Source organism: Gilliamella sp. B2887, from assembly GCF_026537015.1.
Lineage (GTDB): Bacteria > Pseudomonadota > Gammaproteobacteria > Enterobacterales > Orbaceae > Gilliamella.
Genome location: NZ_JAFNMX010000001.1, coordinates 132,028 through 153,163 on the forward strand (window position 1 = coordinate 132,028; position 21,136 = coordinate 153,163).

A 21,136-nucleotide genomic window follows, 5' to 3' on the forward strand; every position below is an offset into this window, starting at 1 on the left:
AATTTCCCATTTCATTTATAATTATTAGTTATTAATCGTTCCACCAACGGTTAAGTTATCCACTTTTAAAGTGGGTTGTCCAACTCCTACAGGAACACTTTGTCCAGCTTTACCACAAATGCCTACACCTGAATCTAATGTAAGATCGTTCCCTACCATCGATATTTGTTGCATGGTTTCAATGCCGGAGCCAATCAAAGTTGCACCTTTAACTGGCGTAGTTATTTTTCCTTTTTCAATCAAATAAGCTTCTGATGTTGAAAAAACAAATTTACCCGAAGTAATATCAACTTGACCGCCAGAAAAATTAGGTGCATAAAGACCATAATCTACACTGTTGATAATGTCGTTGAAAGACGATTCTCCTGCTAACATATAAGTGTTGGTCATTCTTGGCATAGGTAAACATGCATAGCCTTCACGACGCCCATTACCGGTTGAATATGTATTCATTAATTTAGCATTAATCTTATCAAACATATAACCTTTTAAAATACCTTTTTCGATAAGAACAGTTTTTTGACTTACTGTACCTTCGTCATCAATTGATAATGATCCCCTGCGATTTTCAATTGTTCCATCATCGACAATTGTACAGAGTTCCGAAGTAACTTTTTCACCAATTTTTCCTGAAAACACCGAGCTGTTTTTGCGATTAAAATCCCCTTCTAAACCATGCCCTACCGCTTCATGAAGTAATACACCAGGCCAACCCGCACCTAAAATTACTGGCATTGTACCTGCTGGAGCAGCTTTAGCAGATAATGAAACCAATGCAATCCGCACAGCTTCACGAGTATAACTATCAGCAAAGCTTTCAGACGCCTTAGGATTAATGTTCAAAAAATACTCATAACCAAAACGACCTCCACCGCCACTACCACCACGCTCACGTTTTCCATCTTTTTCTACAATAACCGAAACAGATAAACGAACTAATGGACGGATATCGGCACATAGTGTACCGTCAGTACCTGCAATCAAAATTTCTTCGTAACTACCCGTTAAACTGGCTGATACTTCAATTACATTTTTATCAATTGACCTTGCTAACTGATCAATATGTCGCAGCAATGCAATTTTTTGCTCTTGAGAAAAAGAATTAATTGGATTAATTGATGCATACAATGGTACGGTTTTAGCTGTTCTAAGCGGCGTAACAACAATAGGAGGTTGCTGTTTAGTAATGGAATTGGCTGCCAATACGCTTTGCTCTAAACGAGTTAGAGAAAGCTGATCAGTATAGGCAAAACCCGTTTTTTCGCCAACAACTGCACGAACACCAACACCTTGATCACGATGGAAAGAAGCATTTTTGATAATGCTATCTTCCAATACCCAGCTTTCGTAATAGCCAGATAAAAAGTATAAATCTCCAAAATCAATTTGCCTTGAACTTAACATATCAAGCAAATGCAAAATATCATGTTGACTTAAATTATTAGGGTTGAGTAGTCGATCACTCACTTGAGTTAATATCATAAATTCCTTAAATTTTAATTTTTGATGCTATCTTTCTGATATATATCCATTATTCTTTTATTTCCATACAGAAACGTATAGTTAACCTGAAACTTTTTAACACATTACTGTTTTACATTAGTACCACATCATATTGTTCTTGAATATAAAGTGGTTCAATTTTTACTTCAACTCTTTTACCAACAAAGACTTCAACTTCTGCAAGTGCATGTGACTCATCAATAGTTAAAGCATTAGCAACAGCAGATGACGCATAAACTAAAAAATATTCAGAACGATGAGCTTTATACACTCTAACAATTTCACGTAAAATTTCATTGCAAACAGTTTCAACTGATTTAACCATCCCTCTACCCTTACAAGCAGGACATTCTTCACACAAAATATGTCCAATACTTTCTCGAGTTCGTTTACGTGTCATTTCAACTAATCCCAATGTTGAAAATGAATTAATCGTCGTTCTAGCTCGATCTTTTGATAAAAAATCCTGCAATGATTGTAATACACGTTCTTGATGTACATTTTCTTGCATATCGATAAAATCAATAATAATAATACCTCCTAAATTGCGTAATCGTAATTGACGAGCAATAGCGATGGTTGCTTCTATATTGGTATTAAAAATTGTCTCTTCTAAATTTCGATGACCAACAAATGCACCAGTATTAATATCAATTGTTGTCATGGCTTCGGTTTGGTCAATAATTAAATAACCACCAGATTTTAGTTTAACTTTGCGATCTAATGCTCTCTGAATTTCATTTTCAGTATCATATAGATCGAATATCGGAATGTTACCACGATAATGAAAGAGTTTATTGGTCACTTCTGGCATAAACTCTTGAGTGAAATCGACTAAAAGATCGTAAGTTAATTTAGAGTCGACTAAAATACGCTCAATTGGATCACCGACAAAGTCCCTTAACACGCGTTGCGATAAAGCTAACTCACCATAAACTAAATTTTTGCTGGTAGGACGAGCCATTCGTTCTTGAATTTTACTCCATAACCGTTTTAAAAAATTTGCATCTTGCTCAAGCTCATGAGCGTTTGCACCTTCTGCGGCAGTTCTAACAATAAAACCACCATCTGGAGTTACGAATTGTTCAACAATATCTCTTAATCTTTGGCGTTCTTCTTCACTTTCAATACGTTGAGAAGTAGCAACATGAGCGGAATTTTGACCTGGCATCAATACTAAATAACGTGACGGTAAAGTAATATCGGTTGTAAGACGAGCACCTTTAGTTCCTAAAGGATCTTTAACTACTTGTACCATTAAATCTTGTCCTTGACGGACAAGTTCAGAAATGTCTTTTACTTGAAATTGCTCTTGCTCTGAATCCGAAACACATTCAGTATGAGGCATGATATCTGATGCATGCAAAAATGCAGCTTTTTCAAGACCGATATCGACAAATGCTGCCTGCATACCAGGCAAAATACGAATAATTTTTCCTTTATAGATATTACCGACAATGCCTCGACGAGATTCACGATCAACATGAATTTCTTGTAATACACCATCTTCAATATAAGCAACTCGCGTTTCGGATGGAGTGACATTCATTAATAATTCAACTGACATACAGAAATATTCCCCTAATTAATTGCAAAGTTTTGTTTTATTCTTTGCATTAGCAAATATATCCATATCCATAAAAAACCATCAACGCAACTTGATAATAATATATATGGTGACATAGTAATTGTATGATAAATACTTACCTGAAATATAAATATTAATGCATTATAACAAACCGAAATACCAAATAAGATAAAAGCCTGTTGCCATAAAGCTAAATTACTCAGCAATTGGTATTTAAATACGAGTAAATAAGCAATTAAAGAATAAATGAAGGCATGAACACCTAATATTGTCCCTGAACATAAATCTATTATTAAACCAAACACAAATGCTGTACCTATACCAATCTGATATGGCATAGTAATTAACCAATAAGCGATTATTAATAAAAATAAATGTGGTTTAAACATATCATATGATGGTGACCAAGGTATAATTTGAAAAAATAAGCCTATTAACAAAGTGAACCAAATAATTAATATGCTATTACGAGCCCTCATGCTTTACTCCTTGATCTCCCCATAGTAATAATAAATAACGTAAACGTTTTAAATCGGCTGTCGGCGTTGCTGAAATAACTGGAGTTGAATCGCTAATATCAAGTTTAACTGAACTGACTATTGCGACAGGATAACCTTCAGGAAAACGACCGTCTAATCCAGAAGTTACTAATATGTCACCAACTTTAATATCAACATTATTTGGTAAAAAATCGAGTGTTAAATCATTACTGCATCCGTTACCAACTGCCACCATAGAAATATCGTTTCTTAATATTTGTACAGGTATTGCATGTTGATAATCACAAACTAAAATTGCTCGGCTAGTATTTTGAGCTGTTTCATAAATTTGCCCAACAATACCTTTATCATCAACTACAGGTTGACCAATGTAAACACCCTCTTTTTTACCTTTATTGATAACAACTTGATAAACATAAGGGTCAGTATCAGCTAATATGACTTGAGCTGCCATTTTATGTTCATCATGTCTTAAAGGCGATCCGAGTAATTCTCTTAATCGATCATTTTCATGTCTAAGATGCTCAAGCAATAATAAATCTGTCTTTTTTTCAAGCAATATATTATTTAGATTTGCATTTTCTTTTTCTAACACTTCGCGTGTCTTTGACATCTCATACAGTGTGTCATACGTCGCTTTTGGCGCATTTGAAATATAATACAATGGCGAAATCATTGTATCTAAATAGTAACGAACTTCTTTAAACGGACGATAATTTAAATCTAATACTATTAATATAAAAGATAATAGTAAAGATATAAATAATTGCACACTAAGAGGAGAACGTTTAGAAAAAAGTAATTTCATTATCCAGTGCTTACCTGTTATATGCTTAAAATCTAATTAATTCAAGATATGACTCCGCCGACTATGTCGGCGGAAAAAATGAGATGTTTATTGACCATCGACTTCATAAATATGAAATTAATCAATAAGTAAATAATAATTACTCTTCACTAAAGAGATCTCCTCCCTCCATATCAACCATATCGAGAGCTTTACCACCACCTCTTGCTACACATGTAAGAGGGTCTTCGGCGACAACTACATGAATACCCGTTTCAGCCGATAATAATTTATCAATATTACGTAATAGAGCACCGCCACCAGTTAATACCATTCCATGTTCGGAAATATCCGAAGCCAGTTCAGGTGGACATTGTTCTAACGCAACTTTAACAGCACTAACGATACCACTAAGTGGTTCTTGAAGCGCTTCTAAAATCTCATTAGAATTTAAAGTAAAACTACGAGGCACACCTTCAGCAAGATTTCGACCACGAACTTCAATTTCAAGAACTTCATCTCCAGGATAGGCACTGCCAATAACATGTTTAATTCGTTCAGCGGTCGCCTCACCAATTAATGCACCATAATTTCGACGAACATAATTGATAATTGCTTCATCAAAACGGTCACCACCGATTCTTGCCGATGCCGAATAGACAACACCATTTAACGAAATAACGGCAACTTCAGTGGTACCACCACCAATATCAACGACCATTGAACCTGTTGGCGATGAAACAGGTAAATCCGCACCAATAGCTGCAGCCATCGGCTCTTCAATTAAATAAACCTCACGGGCACCTGCGCCCAATGCTGACTCACGAATAGCACGACGCTCGACTTGTGTTGCACCAACTGGTACACAAACTAATACACGAGGACTTGGTCTTAAAAAACTGTGGCTATGCACTTGACGGATAAAATACTGTAACATCTTTTCAGTTACAGAAAAGTCAGCGATTACGCCATCTTTCATCGGTCTAATAGCAGCAATATTACCTGGAGTACGTCCTAACATCTGTTTCGCAGCCTGCCCAACAGCAGCGACACTTTTAGGTGTGCCTGTGCGATCTTGACGGATGGCGACAACTGAAGGTTCGTTTAGTACAATACCTTGACCTTTTACATAAATAAGGGTGTTAGCTGTACCTAAATCAATCGATAGATCATTTGAAAACAAGCCACGAACTTTTTTGAACATAATAAAAACTCTTCCTAGAAATAATCTTGTTTAAGTGTTAGTGAGTACTTGAAGCAAACCATAGAATAAAATACTTAATTTTAATTTTATATCGTATAAAATAGTATTCTAGATTATTTTTTAAAACCTGTTTGCTTCAATAACAATTAGGTTTTTCTATTGTATCGCAATTCTAAAATAATACCTAGAAAATAGTATAATAACAGTTTGTAAAGGAAAGATATATAATGACAAAATCTAATTTACAGTGTATGCTTCCGCGTTAATGTTGAGTTACTGCCTTATTATCACTTTAAAAGATTACTTTTGAGATATTAAGGATGCATTAAATAATTGTTACTTATATCAAATAAACACGGTGTAATTCATGGATATACGCAAAATTAAAAAATTAATTGAATTAGTTGAAGAGTCAGGTATTTCAGAAATTGAAATTTCTGAAGGTGAAGAATCAGTTCGAATTAGTCGATCAATACCTACAGCAAACTATTCAGCGCCAATACAAAACATTCAAATCCCTCAAGCTGCCCCAGTTGTTGTAGCTCCTAGCTCAGCAAGTGAAAGTGTAGCTGAAACGGATCCTATTACTCCCGCTCCGGCAGGTACTACTATAAAATCGCCAATGGTTGGAACGTTTTATCGCACGCCAAGCCCAGAATCGAAAGCTTTTGTAGAAGTTGGTCAAACTGTCAATGTCGGTGATGTACTTTGTATCGTTGAAGCGATGAAAATGATGAACCAAATTGAATCTGAAAAAGCAGGCACAATTAAAGCTATTTTAGTTGAAAATGGTCAACCAGTTGAATTTGATCAGCCACTATTCATCATTGAATAATATTAACTTATTTATAAGATTAAGAGATCGAATATGCTTGATAAAATTCTTATTGCTAACCGTGGAGAAATTGCTCTACGTATCCTACGAGCATGTAAAGAACTTGGAATTAAAACTGTCGCTGTTCATTCCTCGGCAGATAAAGATTTAAAACATGTATTACTTGCAGACGAAACTGTCTGTATAGGTCCAGCAGCTTCCGCTAAAAGTTACCTCAATATTCCTGCATTAATTTCTGCCGCTGAAGTTACAGGTGCAGCAGCAATTCATCCTGGATATGGTTTTTTATCAGAAAACGCAGACTTCGCTGAGCAAGTAGAACGTTCTGGATTTGTTTTTGTTGGACCAAAGCCTGATACCATTCGTTTAATGGGTGATAAAGTGTCAGCAATTCATGCCATGAAAAAAGCTGGCGTACCTTGTGTGCCTGGCTCTGATGGACCTTTGAGCAATGATATTGAAAATAATAAGCAGATCGCCAAACAAATCGGCTATCCGGTTATTATCAAAGCGTCCGGTGGTGGCGGTGGTCGTGGTATGCGTATTGTTCGAGAAGAAAAAGATCTTGAACAAGCAATAAAAATGACCAAATTAGAAGCAAAAACCGCTTTCAATAACGACATGGTCTATATGGAAAAGTTCCTCGAAAACCCTCGTCATATTGAGATTCAAGTGCTTTCTGATGGTCAAGGCCATGCTATTTATTTAGGTGAACGTGATTGTTCAATGCAAAGACGTCACCAAAAAGTAGTTGAAGAAGCACCGGCAGTTGGCATTACCCCGAAAATGCGCAAATTCATTGGTGAGCGCTGTGTTAATGCGTGCATTGAAATCGGTTATCGTGGCGCAGGAACATTTGAATTCTTATTTGAAAATGGTGAATTTTATTTCATTGAAATGAATACGCGTATTCAGGTTGAACATCCAGTTACCGAAATGATAACAGGTGTAGATCTGATTAGAGAACAGATCTTAATTGCCGCAGGCAAACCTCTTTCTATCCAACAAAGTGATATTGAAATCAAAGGTCATGCCATTGAATGCCGTATAAATGCCGAAGACCCTAAAACATTTATGCCTTCACCAGGTAAAATTACTCGCTTCCATGCGCCAGGTGGTTTTGGTATTCGTTGGGAATCACACATTTATGCGGGTTACACAGTACCGCCTTACTATGATTCAATGATTGGTAAGCTAATTGCGTATGGTGAAACTCGTGAAGTTGCTATTGCACGAATGAAAAATGCATTAGCAGAACTAGTGATTGATGGTATTAAAACAAATATAGATCTTCACATTGAAATTATGAATGATAAAGACTTCCAAAAAGGAGGAACAAACATTCATTATTTAGAGAAGAAATTAGGCATTTACGAATAACAAAATAATCCCTATCATTTAGGGATTATTGCTATTTATTAAATATGGATAGAAACAAATGAAAAACTGGAAAAGAAGTGCTGAAGAAATTTTAACCATAGGCCCTGTTGTTCCTGTTATTGTTATTGAACGAATTGAAGATGCCGTGCCACTGGCAAAAGCGTTAATTAATGGCGGTGTTAAAGTTCTTGAAGTTACATTACGAACAGAATGTGCGCTTGAAGCAATCAAAAAAATCATTAAAGAAGTTCCAGAAGCAGTGGTTGGTGCAGGTACAGTAACAAGTGTTGAACAACTTAAACAAGTTACAGAAGCTGGAGTTGAATTTGTGATTACTCCAGGCATAACTGATGCCATTTTAAAAGCTGCAGTTGAAGGACCTGTTCCAGTAATTCCTGGTATTGCGACCATTTCTGAGTTATTAACAGCCCAAGAATATGGCTTAACAGCATTAAAATTTTTTCCAGCAGAAATTAATGGTGGCGTCGCTGCATTAAAAGCTTTTTCTGGTCCTTGTGGATATATGAAGTTTTGCCCTACTGGCGGTGTAAATCCTAAAAATTATCGGGATTATCTTGCACTTAGTAATGTACTTTGTGTTGGTGGGACTTGGTTTATTCCAACCGATGCTATTTCTAATGGTGATTTTGATAAAATTACTCAAATGGCAAAAGAAGCCGTTACTGGCGCCAAATAATTATTTTCCGCCGATATCATTCGGCGGTTATTCTGTTATTTAGTTATTTTTAACTTCTTAACCCTCGCCCACTTTCAATAAGTCGCCATGCAATTACATATAGTACAGAAACAAACAAAATTAACATTGAAAATGTGATCCATAGTGATACGTCAGTTACACCTAAAAAACCATAACGAAAACCATTAATCATATAAACGATTGGATTTAGTTTTGATACCCATTGCCAGAAAGTTGGTAGCATGGTTATTGAGTAAAATACTCCTCCAAGATAAGTTAATGGTGTTAATACAAATGTTGGAATAATACTGATATCGTCAAAAGTTTTTGCAAATACAGCATTTAATAATCCTGCTAATGAAAACAAAATCGAAGTTAATAGCAAAGTACAAATAACAAAGGGCCAAGAATGAACTTCAAAATGAACAAAAAATAACGATACCATCGTTACTAAAATACCTGTTAAAATACCACGCATCACACCTCCACCAACATATCCCCAAATCAAAATATGCGTTGGTACTGGTGCAACTAATAATTCCTCAATATTACGTTGAAATTTGGCGCTAAAAAAAGAAGAACAGACATTGGTATAAGAGTTTGTAATTACAGACATCATAATTAAACCAGGAACGATAAATGACATATAGCTAAAACCACCCATATCCCCCACACGTGAACCAATTAGATTACCAAAGATAATAAAATAAAGTGACATAGTGATAATAGGTGGGATCAACGTTTGCAACCAAATTCTTAAAAATCGTGTCACCTCTTTACGCCAAATACTTTTTAAAGCTATCCAATATAAATTACACATTATCACTTCCTTCTGAATTATTGTTGCGTAACAAATCAACAAATAGTTCTTCTAATCGATTAGTTTTATTTCGCATGCTAATCACTTTAACATTTTGATGATTGAGTTGCTCAAACAACTGATTTAAACCACGTTGTTTATCAACCTTAACTTCTAGCATTCCTGTATCAACATTTGTATAATTATAATCTGTTAAAACTATTGATTCACTTGTTGGTACATAATCGATAATAATAGTTTCAGATTGGCTATTAGCTAATAATTGACGCATAGAAGAATTCGCAATCAATTGACCATTTTGAATTATGCCAATATTACGACATAGCATTTCCGCTTCTTCTAAATAATGGGTAGTTAAAATAATCGTAATACCTTCATGATTGATTTCACGTAAAAAATCCCACATGGAACGTCGTAACTCAATATCAACCCCTGCTGTTGGTTCATCAAGAATTAATAATTTGGGTTCATGAACTAGTGCTCTTGCAATCATTAAACGTCTTTTCATACCACCTGATAACATGCACGCTCGACTGTGGCGTTTATCCCATAAATCTAAAATTCGCAGGTATTTTTCTGCTCGTTCTAAGGCCAATTTACGCGGTAGACCATAATAGCCTCCTTGATTAGTGATGATCTGAATCACTTCTTCAAATTGGTTAAAATTAAATTCTTGTGGTACCAAGCCTAATTGCCTTTTAGCATTGACAATATCGGTATCTAAATCGTAACCAAAAATTCGCACTTTACCCGAGGTTTTGGTTACCAATGAGCTTAGTATGCCAATAGTTGTTGATTTCCCGGCACCGTTTGGACCAAGCAATGCATAAAAATCACCTGCCTTAACCGTTAAATCAATACCTTTTAAGGCTTCTACACCATTTTTATAAATTTTTTTAAGTGCGACTAATTCAAGCGCAGGAATAGACGACATGATAAAATCCTAATTGAATAAGTTATGATTGAAATTATATAAACTCAATTATTAATGAGCTGCAATATTGACAACTTAATGAACTGTTGTAAAGGTATTTTTAGTTTTCTTTATTTTGATATAAATGAGTTATAATTTTCAGCTTTAGCGTACATTAACTTTAAGAAGCCATTAGCAGTATTTTGATGTGGTCTTAATTTTGATTCATAGCGATAAAAAATCACCTAAGGAATAAGTATTATGTTTAAAATTGGTTTAGTTTCTGTGTCTGATAGAGCTACAAAGGGTATCTATGACGATGAAGGTATTCCATCATTAATATCTTGGTTACAAACAGCATTGAAAACTCCATTTATTACCGAAAATCGAATAATTCCAGATGAAATATCTATTATTGAACAAACATTATGCGAATTTGTTGACCAATTACATTGTGATTTGATTCTAACCACTGGCGGTACAGGACCTGCCATTAGAGATGTCACCCCTGATGCTACTTTAGCAATAGCCGATCGGGTAATGCCAGGATTTGGTGAACAGATGCGTCAAATCAGCTTACATTTTGTACCTACCGCTATTCTTTCCAGACAAGTTGGTGTTATTCGAAAAAAATGTTTAATTTTAAACTTACCTGGCAGACCAAAATCGATAAAAGAAACGCTTGAGGGTGTAAAAAATAGTGAAGGAAAAATAATTGTTAATGGTATTTTTGCCAGCGTTCCTTATTGTTTAGAATTATTAGAAGGACCTTACATAGAAACGTATGAGCAAATAGTAAAATCTTTTCGCCCTAAAAGCAGCAACAAATCGAATATTTGATTTTATGCAAATCTTATGCATAATTATGTTTATAGAATGTAAATTCTATAACTTAATGTTTGATATTTAAATGATTTCAAAAATGTTTATAAAACTTATTCTTTTATACCGATATATTCAGCAATATTAATTTATTGCTATTTTAAGCTTAAACAGCAATAAATTAATTCCAAAGGAAAAATATGAAACAAGATGATCTGACTAAAGCTTTTAAAGAAATGCTTTTACAAGAAAAATTTAGTTCTCAAATAAGCATTGTACAAGCTTTACAAGAACAAGGGTTTGATAACATTAATCAATCCAAGGTTTCACGAATGTTAACCAAATTTGGGGCGGTTAGAACACGTAACGCAAAATCAGAAATGGTCTATTGCTTACCTGCTGAAATGAGTGTTCCTACAGCCAGTAGCCCATTAAAAAATTTGGTTGTTGATATTGATTATAATAGCTCAATGGTGGTAATTCGTACTAGTCCTGGGGCTGCACAGCTTATTGCCCGATTACTTGATTCAATTGGTAAATCAGAAGGTATTTTAGGTTCTATTGCTGGAGATGATACAATTTTCAGTACGCCAACTAAATCTTGTACGGTCAAAAGTTTATATCAAACTATTATTCAATTATTTGAACAAGAGTTATAACTATTATTCTAGAAATTAAAGTTTTAATAAATAATTTTTCCTATTTAACCTATTGACACATTTAGTAAAATCGTTAATTCTATATGATAATTAAATTGTAACTTAAGTTACGAGAACGAAGAGGCGCATTGCTCAGGTAGATTATTTTAGATACTGGAATCGATGATAAATGATTGAGGGGATGCAGTGCCGAGGTTTGATTGATTATCCAGAAAGCAATTAATCCGACTGCAAGGGCTGAATCCCTTGGGTTGTCACCCTAACAGGTGGAGCGCTTCGCGGTTTGTACTTTTTAAATAAGAACGGTAAATTGCACATACCCTCGCTCTAACTCTGTTAAAAATAAAATTTTTAATATGAGGAATACATGGAAACATCATTTGTAATTGCTAAGTTTGGTGGTACTAGTGTTGCTGATTATTCAGCAATGGTAAATAGTGCCAATATTGTTATCGCTAACTCATGTGTAAAAGTTGTAGTATTATCTGCATCTGCAGGTATTACGAACTTATTAGTAGCATTAGCTGAGGGTCGTGATTCTGATGTCCGAGCCCAGCATATAGCCAAAATTCAATCAATCCAATACAATATTTTAGAACAACTCCCTGAAAATCCAATATTAAGAGCTGAAATTGATCGCATCATTGCCAATATCGCATCTTTATCTGAAGCCGCAAGCTTAGCTACTTCACCCGCATTAACCGATGAGTTAGTCAGTCATGGTGAAATTATGTCTTCGAAACTATTTGTTGAGGTATTAAGAGAAAAACAAAAAAGTGCCATATGGTTCGATGTACGTAAAGTTATGCGAACCGATGATAAATTCGGTAAAGCTCAACCCAAAATTGAAGAAATCAAACAGCTTTGCTGTGCACATTTAAAATCCTTAAATACTAACGCGCTAATTGTTACTCAAGGTTTTATTGGCACAGAAAGTACAGGTAAGACTACAACATTAGGTCGTGGCGGAAGTGATTATACAGCAGCGTTACTTGGCGAAGCGTTAAATGCAACGCAAATAGATATTTGGACGGATGTTGCAGGTATTTACACTAATGATCCTCGCATTACACCATCGGCAAAAAGAATTGATGAAATATCTTTCGCTGAAGCTGCAGAAATGGCAACTTTTGGAGCGAAAGTTTTACATCCAGCAACATTAGTGCCAGCAGTACGAAGTAACATCCCTGTATTTGTTGGTTCAAGTAAAGCTCCACAAGATGGTGGTACGATTGTTTATAATACGAATAGTATCACATCTAAATTACCTGTGTTTAGAGCACTAGCATTACGACGCAAACAAACGTTGTTAACCTTAACCAGTTTAAATATGTTACATGCTCAAGGATTTCTTGCTAGAGTATTTACTATATTAGCTAAACATAATATATCCGTCGATTTGGTTACCACATCAGAAGTCAGTATCGCTTTAACTATTGATACAACAGGTACTTGTACTAATGGTAACAGTCTATTAACCAAAGAATTATTTGATGAGCTTTTAACTCTTTGTCATGTAGATGTTGAAGAAGATTTAGCTCTCATTGCCATTATTGGTAATAATTTAACTACGACAAAAGGTATAGCAAAAGAAGTATTTGGCGTGTTAGATGATTTTGTTATAAGACTTTGTTGTTATGGAGCAAGCACACACAATCTCTGCCTATTATCAAAAAGTAATGATGCAGAAGCAATTATAAAAATTTTACATAAAACCATTTTCGAATAAAAGCTTAAAAAGGGAGTGTTGATCTCCCTTATGCATAAATTTATATTACTATTGATTAGATACATGTTAAAAGATCGAAAAATTAACAAAAAACCTTAACTTTTATTACAAATAATTATAGAATAATCGTAAAGCATTATGTGAATAACATTATATGTAACGTATTCAAATAGTCGTTCTTTAATCTTTATATTAAATCATCTATCTCCATTTTTATGACCGTTAATCATTAATATAGTTAAAATTTGATTTACCAATTGTAATCAATAAAATTAAAACTTATATATTAATTTTAATATTTGATACATTTTCAAACTGTGTTTATAAGCTAAATTTAAACTTAATCAAACAAAGGAAATTATTATGGGTATTTTAAGTTGGGCTATTCTAGGATTAATTGCCGGTTGGATTGCAAAGTTCTTTATGCCGCTTGGAAGCGTGGGAGTAATTAAAACGATTTTATTAGGAATTGCAGGTGCCATCGTTGGCGGGTACATAAGTACATTTTTTGGATGGGGAAGTGTGACAGGATTTAATTTCCCTAGTTTATTTATCTCAGTGTTAGGTGCAATATTGCTTATTTACATCTACCGTCTGATGAAATAATATTCAGTTTTATACAGAATTGGCGGGAACTTCCCGCCAATGATTTATAAAAAATGAATCGAGATTATTATCGACGACATCACAGTCAATATAATTCTGTAAACTTAACTCATTTCCAAAATATCACTTTCTAAAATCCACGCACGCAAACAAAACTAAATTTTTCAAAATGCAATGAAATAGATAATATCGACACTATCCAAATGGTGATTGCATTATCAATTTCAATAAAATATTATGAAAATACAATAGGTAAATCTATAAATATAGCACAAAACCGTTTTCTTGGCTAAATTTCAGATAGCTACTATTTCAGTAGTCTCTTCATAAATGTCTTAAGTGAGACATTCGAAACATGAATAATTATTCCAATTTTGCATGATGGATTTATAATTACAGTATATAAAAGCATTTTAATAAATAATTTCACGATAACCGTATTTTTGTTATATTATTTAACAAACTTCATTAAATTAAACCTAAAGATTATAATGTTAAAAATATTCAATACATTAACTCGAGAAAAAGAAACCTTTAAATCAATTCATCCCAATAAAATTGGATTATATGTTTGTGGTGTAACTATTTATGACCTTTGTCATATTGGACATGGTCGCACCTTTGTCGCATTTGATGTTGTGACACGTTATTTGCGCTTTTTAGGTTATCAATTGACTTATGTTCGTAACATTACAGATGTGGATGACAAAATTATAAAACGTGCTCTTGAAAACGGTGAAACTTGTGAACAACTCACTGAACGCATGTTACAAGAGATGTATGCAGATTTTGATGCACTAAACATTAAGCGACCTGATGTTGAGCCTCGCGCTACTCAACAAATGCCACAGATTATTCAATTAATAGAAGAATTAATTGCAAAAGATCACGCTTATATTGCTGATAATGGTGATGTAATGTTTTCAGTAGATAGCGATCCTAATTATGGTATTTTATCACGTCAAAATTTGGAACAACTTCAAGCTGGTGCACGTGTTGATGTGGTTGATGTTAAACGTAATCCAATGGATTTTGTGCTTTGGAAAATGTCAAAACCTAATGAACCTAACTGGGATTCACCATGGGGTAAAGGACGCCCAGGTTGGCATATTGAATGTTCTGCGATGAACAGTTTTCAATTAGGTAATCATTTTGACATTCATGGTGGTGGTTCAGATTTAATGTTCCCTCATCATGAAAATGAAATTGCTCAATCTACCTGTGCTCATGATGGGCAATATGTTAATTATTGGATGCATTCAGGTATGGTAATGATAGACCAAGAAAAGATGTCCAAATCACTTAATAATTTTTTCACTATTCGCGATGTATTAAAACACTATGATGCTGAAACAGTCCGTTACTTTTTATTATCTGGTCACTATCGTAGTCAGCTTAATTACAGTGAGGAAAATTTAAAACAAGCTAGAATGGCTTTAGAACGGCTTTATACGGCACTTCGTGATACTGATGCTAATTATCCATATACAACAAAAGAGAGTAATTATTGCCATCAATTTTGTAATGCGATGAACGATGACTTCAATACTCCTGAAGCTTATTCGACCTTATTTGACTTAGCTCGAGAAATCAATAAAGCTAAAGCTGATAACGATATGCCGTTCGCCAACGAATTAGCGGCAGAATTGCGTTATTTAGCTGCTGTATTAGGCCTACTTGAACAAGATCCAGTGAAATTTTTACAAGGAAATCGACAAGATGATGCCGATGCTGAATTAATCGAAGCATTAATCAAACAACGTAACGAAGCCCGTGCTAGCAAAAATTGGGCTCAAGCTGACGAAGCACGTGATAAACTTAATGCAATGAATATTGTGTTGGAGGATGGGGCAAATGGTACAACTTGGCGGAAAAAGAGTTAATCCATTAAATTATCCTTACCATAATCGGTTATTGTTCAAAAATACCCACCCTTTTGTGGGTATTTTTATTCCTAAAAAATTACAACTTTTTATCAATCGACGTTAAAATTCCTCGTAAAATATTGAGCTCTTGTTGTTCAATTCGCGCTCGTGTAAACAATCTTCGCAAACGCCCCATAATTTGCCCTGGGTGATTAGCATTGATAAATTCTGTTTGCAATAAAGTTCTCTCTAAATGTTGATAAAAACGCTCAATATCAATATCTTTAGGGTACTCAGTTGTATGCGTATTTGAAGTTCCTTGCTCTGATGAACTATCTTGAAAGTTTAACAATGACATACGAATTTCATAACACAGTACTTGTACTGACATCGCTAAATTTAAAGAACTGTAGTGAGGGTTAGCTGGAATACCAACATGGAAATGGCATTTTTGCAATTCATCGTTGGTTAAACCCACTCGTTCTCGACCAAATACTAACGCAACTTGAGCATTAACGGCTTCATCAACGATTTTATCACCGCACTCTTTTGGTGTTAAATTGGGCCATTGTAAAGTACGAGGACGAGCGCTGGTACCTATCACGAGTGAACAATCAGCTATTGCCTCTTTTAAAGATGAAAAGATTACTGCATTTTTAATAATATCACTAGCACCTGCTGCTAATGATATTGATTGTGAATCAGGCTTTATCACTGGATTGACTAAACAAAGGTTGGATAAACCCATGGTTTTCATTGCTCTGGCAGCAGAACCCATATTACCAGTGTGGGACGTTTCAACCAAAATAATTTTAACATTATCTAAATAGCTCACATCTTCCTCATTAAAAGATCTTATAAAATAAATGAAATTGGTATTTACTTACAGTATATAGCAAAGCTAAGTAAAATGCAGTGTGATACTCTTATAACCATAAAATACATGATTAATAAAACCTTTTTTTTAAATTAAAAATCATAAAAAACTTATTTTATTAATAAACTTCTTATTGACGAAATAAAAATAATTTGCCAATGTATTAATAGAAAAATTAAAAAATATCAACTTAGTTGTTTGAAATTATAAAGGAGGTCGATTATGGCTTTAAGTATTACCAGTAAACAAATGGATATTACTCCATCAATTCGTAGTTATTTAGAAGATAAATTTTCGAAATTAGATAAATGGAGAGCGCTGTTAATCAATCCTCATTTTATATTATCTAAAGACCCTGATGGATTTATTATAGATGCCACAATTGCCACAAAAGGAACACCACTTGTCGCATCTGCAAAAAATATAGATATGTATACAGCTATTAACGATCTTATAGGTAAACTTGAAAAACAGCTAAATAAAATTCAACATAAAGGCGAAGCACGTCGAGCAACGGAAAGTATTAAAGGAGCAATTTTTGAAGAAGAAATCGAATAAATAAATCGTCCTGTTTTTTTAATTGGTACTACTTTAAGTAGTACCTTTATTTATATAGCTTGTTATAATATTATTAACCTTTAAAAAAATCTAATAAAAATGAAAGTAAACCCTTTATTACCTTTACGAGATAAAATTAACGAACTGGATCAGACTCTCTTAGAACTTATTGCTAAACGTCGAGAGCTTTCAACACAAGTCATTGATACTAAAATTCAGGCAAACATACCTGTACGCGACTTGGAGCGTGAACGTTCATTGATTAAATCATTAATTGAACATGGCAAAAAACATCATCTCGATGAGATTTTTATCAAACATTTATATCAAATAATTATTGAAGATTCTGTGCTTTTACAACAAAAAATTCTACAAGAAAAACTGAATTATGGCGCTATCTCGACCGCAAAAATTGCCTTTTTAGGTCCCATAGGATCTTATTCTCATACGGCTGCTCGCCGCTATGCTAGTGCTCATTTAGAGCAAATCGTTGAATCCAGTTGTGCTACTTTTAAAGATGTTTTCGAACAAATAGAAAAAGGCATTGTTGATTATGGTATTGTACCAATTGAAAACTCAAGTTCTGGATCCATTAACGAAATTTATGATTTACTACAAAAAACGAATTTACACATTATTGGAGAGCTATCACTACCAATTGATCACTGTATTTTAGCTATCCCAAATACCCAATTAGATCAAATTGATACTGTATATAGTCATCCACAACCATTCCAACAATGTTCATATTTTTTGGAAGGATATCCGCATTGGAAGATTGTCTTTTGTGATAGTACATCATCAGCTATGGAAATGGTCGCTAAGTCAAACAAACCTAATTTCGCTGCTATGGGTAATAAAGATGGCGGCGAACTTTATGGATTACAAGTTCTTGAACATAGTTTTGCAAATCAAAAAGAGAATATAACGCGATTTATAGTTTTATCTCGTAAACCAGTTCAAGTATCCGATCAAATCCCAGCTAAAACGACCATACTAATGAAAACAGGCCAGCAAGCAGGCGCACTCGTTGATGCTCTATCTGTGTTACGGAATCACAATATTGTCATGACGAAACTTGAATCTCGTCCAATTCACGGTACGCCATGGGAAGAGATGTTTTATATCGACCTACAAGGTAATCTTTATTCCGAGGAAATGCAAAATGCATTAAAACAGCTAGCTAAAATCACTCTATATACAAAAGTGCTCGGTTGTTATCCAAATAACTCAATTACTGCTGTAATGTAATGACTGTAACCATCTCTCCCTTTGCAAAAGCTGTATTAAAATGGTATGAAAAGTATGGCAGAAAAACGCTACCATGGCAGATCGAAAAAACGTCTTATCATGTGTGGCTATCTGAAGTAATGTTGCAACAAACACAAGTTGCAACTGTTATCCCCTACTTTAACCGTTTTATTAAGTTATTTCCTAAAATAACGGATTTAGCAAAAGCACCTATTGATGATGTATTACATCTTTGGACAGGGCTAGGTTATTATGCCCGTGCTCGTAACTTACATAAAGCGGCACAAATTATTAATAATAAGTTTAATGGATTATTTCCGAGTCAATTTGACGATGTAGTGGCATTACCAGGAATTGGCCGTTCAACAGCTGGAGCAATTTTATCGCTTTCACAAAATCAGCATTACCCAATTTTAGATGGTAATGTAAAACGTGTTTTAACTCGATATTTTGCTGTTGAAGGATGGCCTGGTAATAAAACAGTCGAAAATAAACTTTGGCAATTAAGTGAACAGGTTACACCGAAACAAAATATTGCCAAATTCAATCAAGCAATGATGGATATTGGTGCGATGGTTTGTACTCGTACTAAACCTAAATGCACACTATGCCCATTGCATAAAGATTGTATTGCTTATAAGACAGAAAGTTGGCAACAATATCCAACAAAAAAAACGAAGACAACCAAGCCAGAAAAAACCGCCTATTTTTTGATGTTAGAATATAATCGTTCTATTTGGTTAGAAAAAAGACCTCCGTTAGGTATATGGGGAGGCTTATATTGCCTACCAGAATTTTCAAATGATCAAGATCCAAAAGAGTGGTTAGAAAAAAGGGGAATTATTACGACTGAACCTAAACAGTTAAACTCATTCAGACATACATTTAGCCATTTTCATTTGAATATTACGCCAATTTATTGTGTTATTACCAATATTATAAAATGTTGGGACGAATCTTCTGGCTATTGGTATAAACTTGAATCAAATAATGCAAAAATAGGACTCGCTACACCCGTTTATAATTTATTGAAACAATCTGCTTAACATTACTGTCAAGCAGAAGCAAATATATTTAATGTATAATCAGCCATTATATTTTGTTACATTTATTTTTTATGCATTGCAAACAATCTCAAGATTTAACAAACTGGTTAGTTTTTTTAATGGCATTTGCGATTGGTATCACTATTGCCAGCAATTATTATGCTCAGCCACTACTACATTCAATTACTCATGATTTGAATATTGCAGTTGATCATGCCGGCTTAATTATAATGGTAGCACAGTTAAGCTATGCTGTTGGTTTACTTTTTATCACACCGCTTGGCGATAAATTTGAACGAAAACGATTAATTATTATTTTAATGATATTATGCACTTTTGGGCTTATGATTAGTGCTTTGTCAAATAACCTATGGATGCTAATAATAGGTACATCCATAACAGGACTATTTTCAACCGTTGCACAAGTTTTAATTCCTTTTGCGGCAACTTTATCAAAACCTCAACAACGCGGTAAAATTGTTGGTACATTAATGAGTGGAATGTTAATGGGAATTTTATTGGGTAGATCCTTTGCCGGCGCTATTTCAACTCTTTCCGATTGGCATTATGTCTATTGGATTGCAACAGGTATTATGTCTATAGTTACGCTATCTCTCTGGATTTCACTGCCTAGTTACCGTAATACGGTTAATATAAACTACTTTCAATTATTATGCTCAATTGGTTCATTGTACAAACAAGAACCCATCCTCAGAATTCGTTCGTTATTAGCCATTATATCATTTGCACTTTTTTCTTTATTATGGACACCTCTTGCCTTTTTATTAAGTAATGAACCTTATCACTATTCCGACTTTATTATAGGTCTATTCGGAATTGCAGGAGCGGCTGGTGCACTAGGTTCGCCTATAGTGGGTAAATTATCAGACAAAGGTAAAGGTAGACTTGCTACCACAATAGGATTATGTTTATTGCTCATATCATGGTTACCACTTTCATTGGCTCAATACTCAATCATTGCTTTAGTATTGGGAGTAATTCTATTAGATTTTTCAGTTCAAGTTACACATGTTTCAAATATGAGTGCAATTTATCAAATAAGGCCTGATGCCCGTAGCAGAATGAATACTGGTTATATGATATTTTACTTTGTTGGTGGAATGCTTGGTTCAATCGGTTCTACTTATTTATTTAGCCATTATGGATGGATAGCAATTGTAATATCAGGAACAATTTTGGGACTCATGGGCATCATTTGTTGGATATTTTATACAAAAACGTATAGTGAACCTAAAACTTTTTTACAAACTAATTGATATTTAAAATATCGTTTAATTTTGACTTTAAGTAAAAACAAAATTATTATCCCTCAACATAAAAGCGTTGAACTTTGAGGGTAAATGAAAACTGATAATAAAAAAGTTATTATTAAGTAAATGGAACAAGCTATCACATTTTTTTGCATGTTTGTTAAAGCTATTCAATCATTGACAATGGAAAACTATTTTGAACTCAATTAAATCATGATGTTGATA

Annotated in this window: 20 protein-coding genes and 1 riboswitch; of the genes, 12 read left to right on the forward strand and 8 right to left on the reverse strand. The window is 34.1% G+C overall.

Annotated features, from left to right (window positions below; genetic code table 11):
- Positions 1 to 24 precede the first annotated feature (24 nt).
- The 5 genes from tldD to J3U13_RS00590 form a co-directional block, all read right to left on the reverse strand.
- Positions 25 to 1,482: a metalloprotease TldD gene (tldD, locus tag J3U13_RS00570; protein ID WP_267339444.1), complete on the reverse strand. Its 1,458-nt coding sequence runs from the start codon at positions 1,480 to 1,482 to the stop codon at positions 25 to 27.
- A gap of 112 nt (positions 1,483 to 1,594) precedes the next feature.
- Positions 1,595 to 3,070, reverse strand: a complete 1,476-nt coding sequence (gene rng, locus J3U13_RS00575; protein WP_267339445.1) for a ribonuclease G — start codon at positions 3,068 to 3,070, stop codon at positions 1,595 to 1,597.
- 14 nt (positions 3,071 to 3,084) lie between these two features.
- Positions 3,085 to 3,570: a rod shape-determining protein MreD gene (gene mreD, locus J3U13_RS00580; RefSeq protein WP_267339446.1), complete on the reverse strand. Its 486-nt coding sequence runs from the start codon at positions 3,568 to 3,570 to the stop codon at positions 3,085 to 3,087.
- The gene (gene mreC / locus J3U13_RS00585; protein WP_267339447.1) at positions 3,557 to 4,399 is read right to left on the reverse strand and encodes a rod shape-determining protein MreC; all 843 of its coding nucleotides are present in this window, start codon (positions 4,397 to 4,399) and stop codon (positions 3,557 to 3,559) included. Before mreC ends, mreD begins: the two co-directional genes overlap by 14 nt.
- A gap of 139 nt (positions 4,400 to 4,538) precedes the next feature.
- Positions 4,539 to 5,582 carry a rod shape-determining protein gene (locus J3U13_RS00590; RefSeq protein WP_025316140.1) on the reverse strand — a complete coding sequence of 348 codons (1,044 nt, stop codon included), beginning with the start codon at positions 5,580 to 5,582 and terminating at the stop codon, positions 4,539 to 4,541.
- A gap of 367 nt (positions 5,583 to 5,949) precedes the next feature.
- Between J3U13_RS00590 and accB the strand changes: the two genes are divergently transcribed.
- The 3 genes from accB to J3U13_RS00605 are packed head-to-tail and all read left to right on the forward strand — an operon-like array spanning position 5,950 to position 8,494.
- Positions 5,950 to 6,417: an acetyl-CoA carboxylase biotin carboxyl carrier protein gene (gene accB / locus J3U13_RS00595; RefSeq protein WP_267339448.1), complete on the forward strand. Its 468-nt coding sequence runs from the start codon at positions 5,950 to 5,952 to the stop codon at positions 6,415 to 6,417.
- A 33-nt stretch (positions 6,418 to 6,450) separates the two neighbouring features.
- Positions 6,451 to 7,797 (forward strand): acetyl-CoA carboxylase biotin carboxylase subunit, encoded by a 1,347-nt coding sequence (accC, locus tag J3U13_RS00600; protein WP_267339449.1) that lies wholly within the window; start codon positions 6,451 to 6,453, stop codon positions 7,795 to 7,797.
- A gap of 58 nt (positions 7,798 to 7,855) precedes the next feature.
- The gene (locus J3U13_RS00605) at positions 7,856 to 8,494 is read left to right on the forward strand and encodes a bifunctional 4-hydroxy-2-oxoglutarate aldolase/2-dehydro-3-deoxy-phosphogluconate aldolase (protein WP_267339450.1); all 639 of its coding nucleotides are present in this window, start codon (positions 7,856 to 7,858) and stop codon (positions 8,492 to 8,494) included.
- 49 nt (positions 8,495 to 8,543) lie between these two features.
- Here the strand turns inward: J3U13_RS00605 and J3U13_RS00610 are convergent, their stop codons facing one another.
- Positions 8,544 to 9,314 carry an ABC transporter permease gene (locus J3U13_RS00610; RefSeq protein ID WP_267339451.1) on the reverse strand — a complete coding sequence of 257 codons (771 nt, stop codon included), beginning with the start codon at positions 9,312 to 9,314 and terminating at the stop codon, positions 8,544 to 8,546.
- The gene (locus tag J3U13_RS00615; RefSeq protein WP_267339452.1) at positions 9,307 to 10,248 is read right to left on the reverse strand and encodes an ABC transporter ATP-binding protein; all 942 of its coding nucleotides are present in this window, start codon (positions 10,246 to 10,248) and stop codon (positions 9,307 to 9,309) included. The genes J3U13_RS00610 and J3U13_RS00615 overlap by 8 nt, the downstream gene beginning before the upstream one ends.
- 240 nt (positions 10,249 to 10,488) lie before the next feature.
- Here J3U13_RS00615 and mog point away from each other — a divergent pair, with 240 nt between their 5' ends.
- From mog to cysS, 5 genes are all read left to right on the forward strand, one after another.
- Positions 10,489 to 11,067, forward strand: a complete 579-nt coding sequence (gene mog / locus J3U13_RS00620) for a molybdopterin adenylyltransferase (RefSeq protein WP_267339453.1) — start codon at positions 10,489 to 10,491, stop codon at positions 11,065 to 11,067.
- 182 nt (positions 11,068 to 11,249) lie between these two features.
- Entirely contained in the window at positions 11,250 to 11,708 is a 459-nt protein-coding gene (gene argR, locus J3U13_RS00625; RefSeq protein WP_267339454.1) for a transcriptional regulator ArgR, read from the forward strand.
- A 110-nt stretch (positions 11,709 to 11,818) separates the two neighbouring features.
- A riboswitch (Lysine riboswitch) is annotated at positions 11,819 to 11,993 on the forward strand.
- Between the two features lie 82 nt (positions 11,994 to 12,075).
- Positions 12,076 to 13,437, forward strand: coding sequence for a lysine-sensitive aspartokinase 3 (gene lysC / locus J3U13_RS00630; protein ID WP_267339455.1), 1,362 nt, complete (start codon positions 12,076 to 12,078; stop codon positions 13,435 to 13,437).
- Between the two features lie 363 nt (positions 13,438 to 13,800).
- Positions 13,801 to 14,043 (forward strand): GlsB/YeaQ/YmgE family stress response membrane protein, encoded by a 243-nt coding sequence (locus J3U13_RS00635; RefSeq protein ID WP_267339456.1) that lies wholly within the window; start codon positions 13,801 to 13,803, stop codon positions 14,041 to 14,043.
- Between the two features lie 491 nt (positions 14,044 to 14,534).
- Positions 14,535 to 15,926, forward strand: a complete 1,392-nt coding sequence (gene cysS, locus J3U13_RS00640; protein WP_267339457.1) for a cysteine--tRNA ligase — start codon at positions 14,535 to 14,537, stop codon at positions 15,924 to 15,926.
- Between the two features lie 79 nt (positions 15,927 to 16,005).
- Here cysS and trmJ read toward each other — a convergent pair whose 3' ends face one another.
- Positions 16,006 to 16,686, reverse strand: a complete 681-nt coding sequence (gene trmJ, locus J3U13_RS00645) for a tRNA (cytosine(32)/uridine(32)-2'-O)-methyltransferase TrmJ (protein ID WP_416380329.1) — start codon at positions 16,684 to 16,686, stop codon at positions 16,006 to 16,008.
- A 321-nt stretch (positions 16,687 to 17,007) separates the two neighbouring features.
- Here trmJ and raiA point away from each other — a divergent pair, with 321 nt between their 5' ends.
- The 4 genes from raiA to J3U13_RS00665 all read left to right on the forward strand — a co-directional run bounded on the left by raiA (position 17,008) and on the right by J3U13_RS00665 (position 20,917).
- Positions 17,008 to 17,343 (forward strand): ribosome-associated translation inhibitor RaiA, encoded by a 336-nt coding sequence (raiA, locus tag J3U13_RS00650; RefSeq protein ID WP_267339459.1) that lies wholly within the window; start codon positions 17,008 to 17,010, stop codon positions 17,341 to 17,343.
- 99 nt (positions 17,344 to 17,442) lie between these two features.
- Positions 17,443 to 18,594, forward strand: coding sequence for a bifunctional chorismate mutase/prephenate dehydratase (gene pheA / locus J3U13_RS00655; RefSeq protein ID WP_267339460.1), 1,152 nt, complete (start codon positions 17,443 to 17,445; stop codon positions 18,592 to 18,594).
- Complete coding sequence (gene mutY / locus J3U13_RS00660; RefSeq protein WP_267339461.1) at positions 18,594 to 19,640, forward strand: A/G-specific adenine glycosylase; 1,047 nt, start codon at positions 18,594 to 18,596, stop codon at positions 19,638 to 19,640. The genes pheA and mutY overlap by 1 nt, the downstream gene beginning before the upstream one ends.
- A gap of 119 nt (positions 19,641 to 19,759) precedes the next feature.
- Positions 19,760 to 20,917: an MFS transporter gene (locus J3U13_RS00665; protein WP_267339462.1), complete on the forward strand. Its 1,158-nt coding sequence runs from the start codon at positions 19,760 to 19,762 to the stop codon at positions 20,915 to 20,917.
- The last annotated feature ends 219 nt before the right edge of the window (positions 20,918 to 21,136 follow it).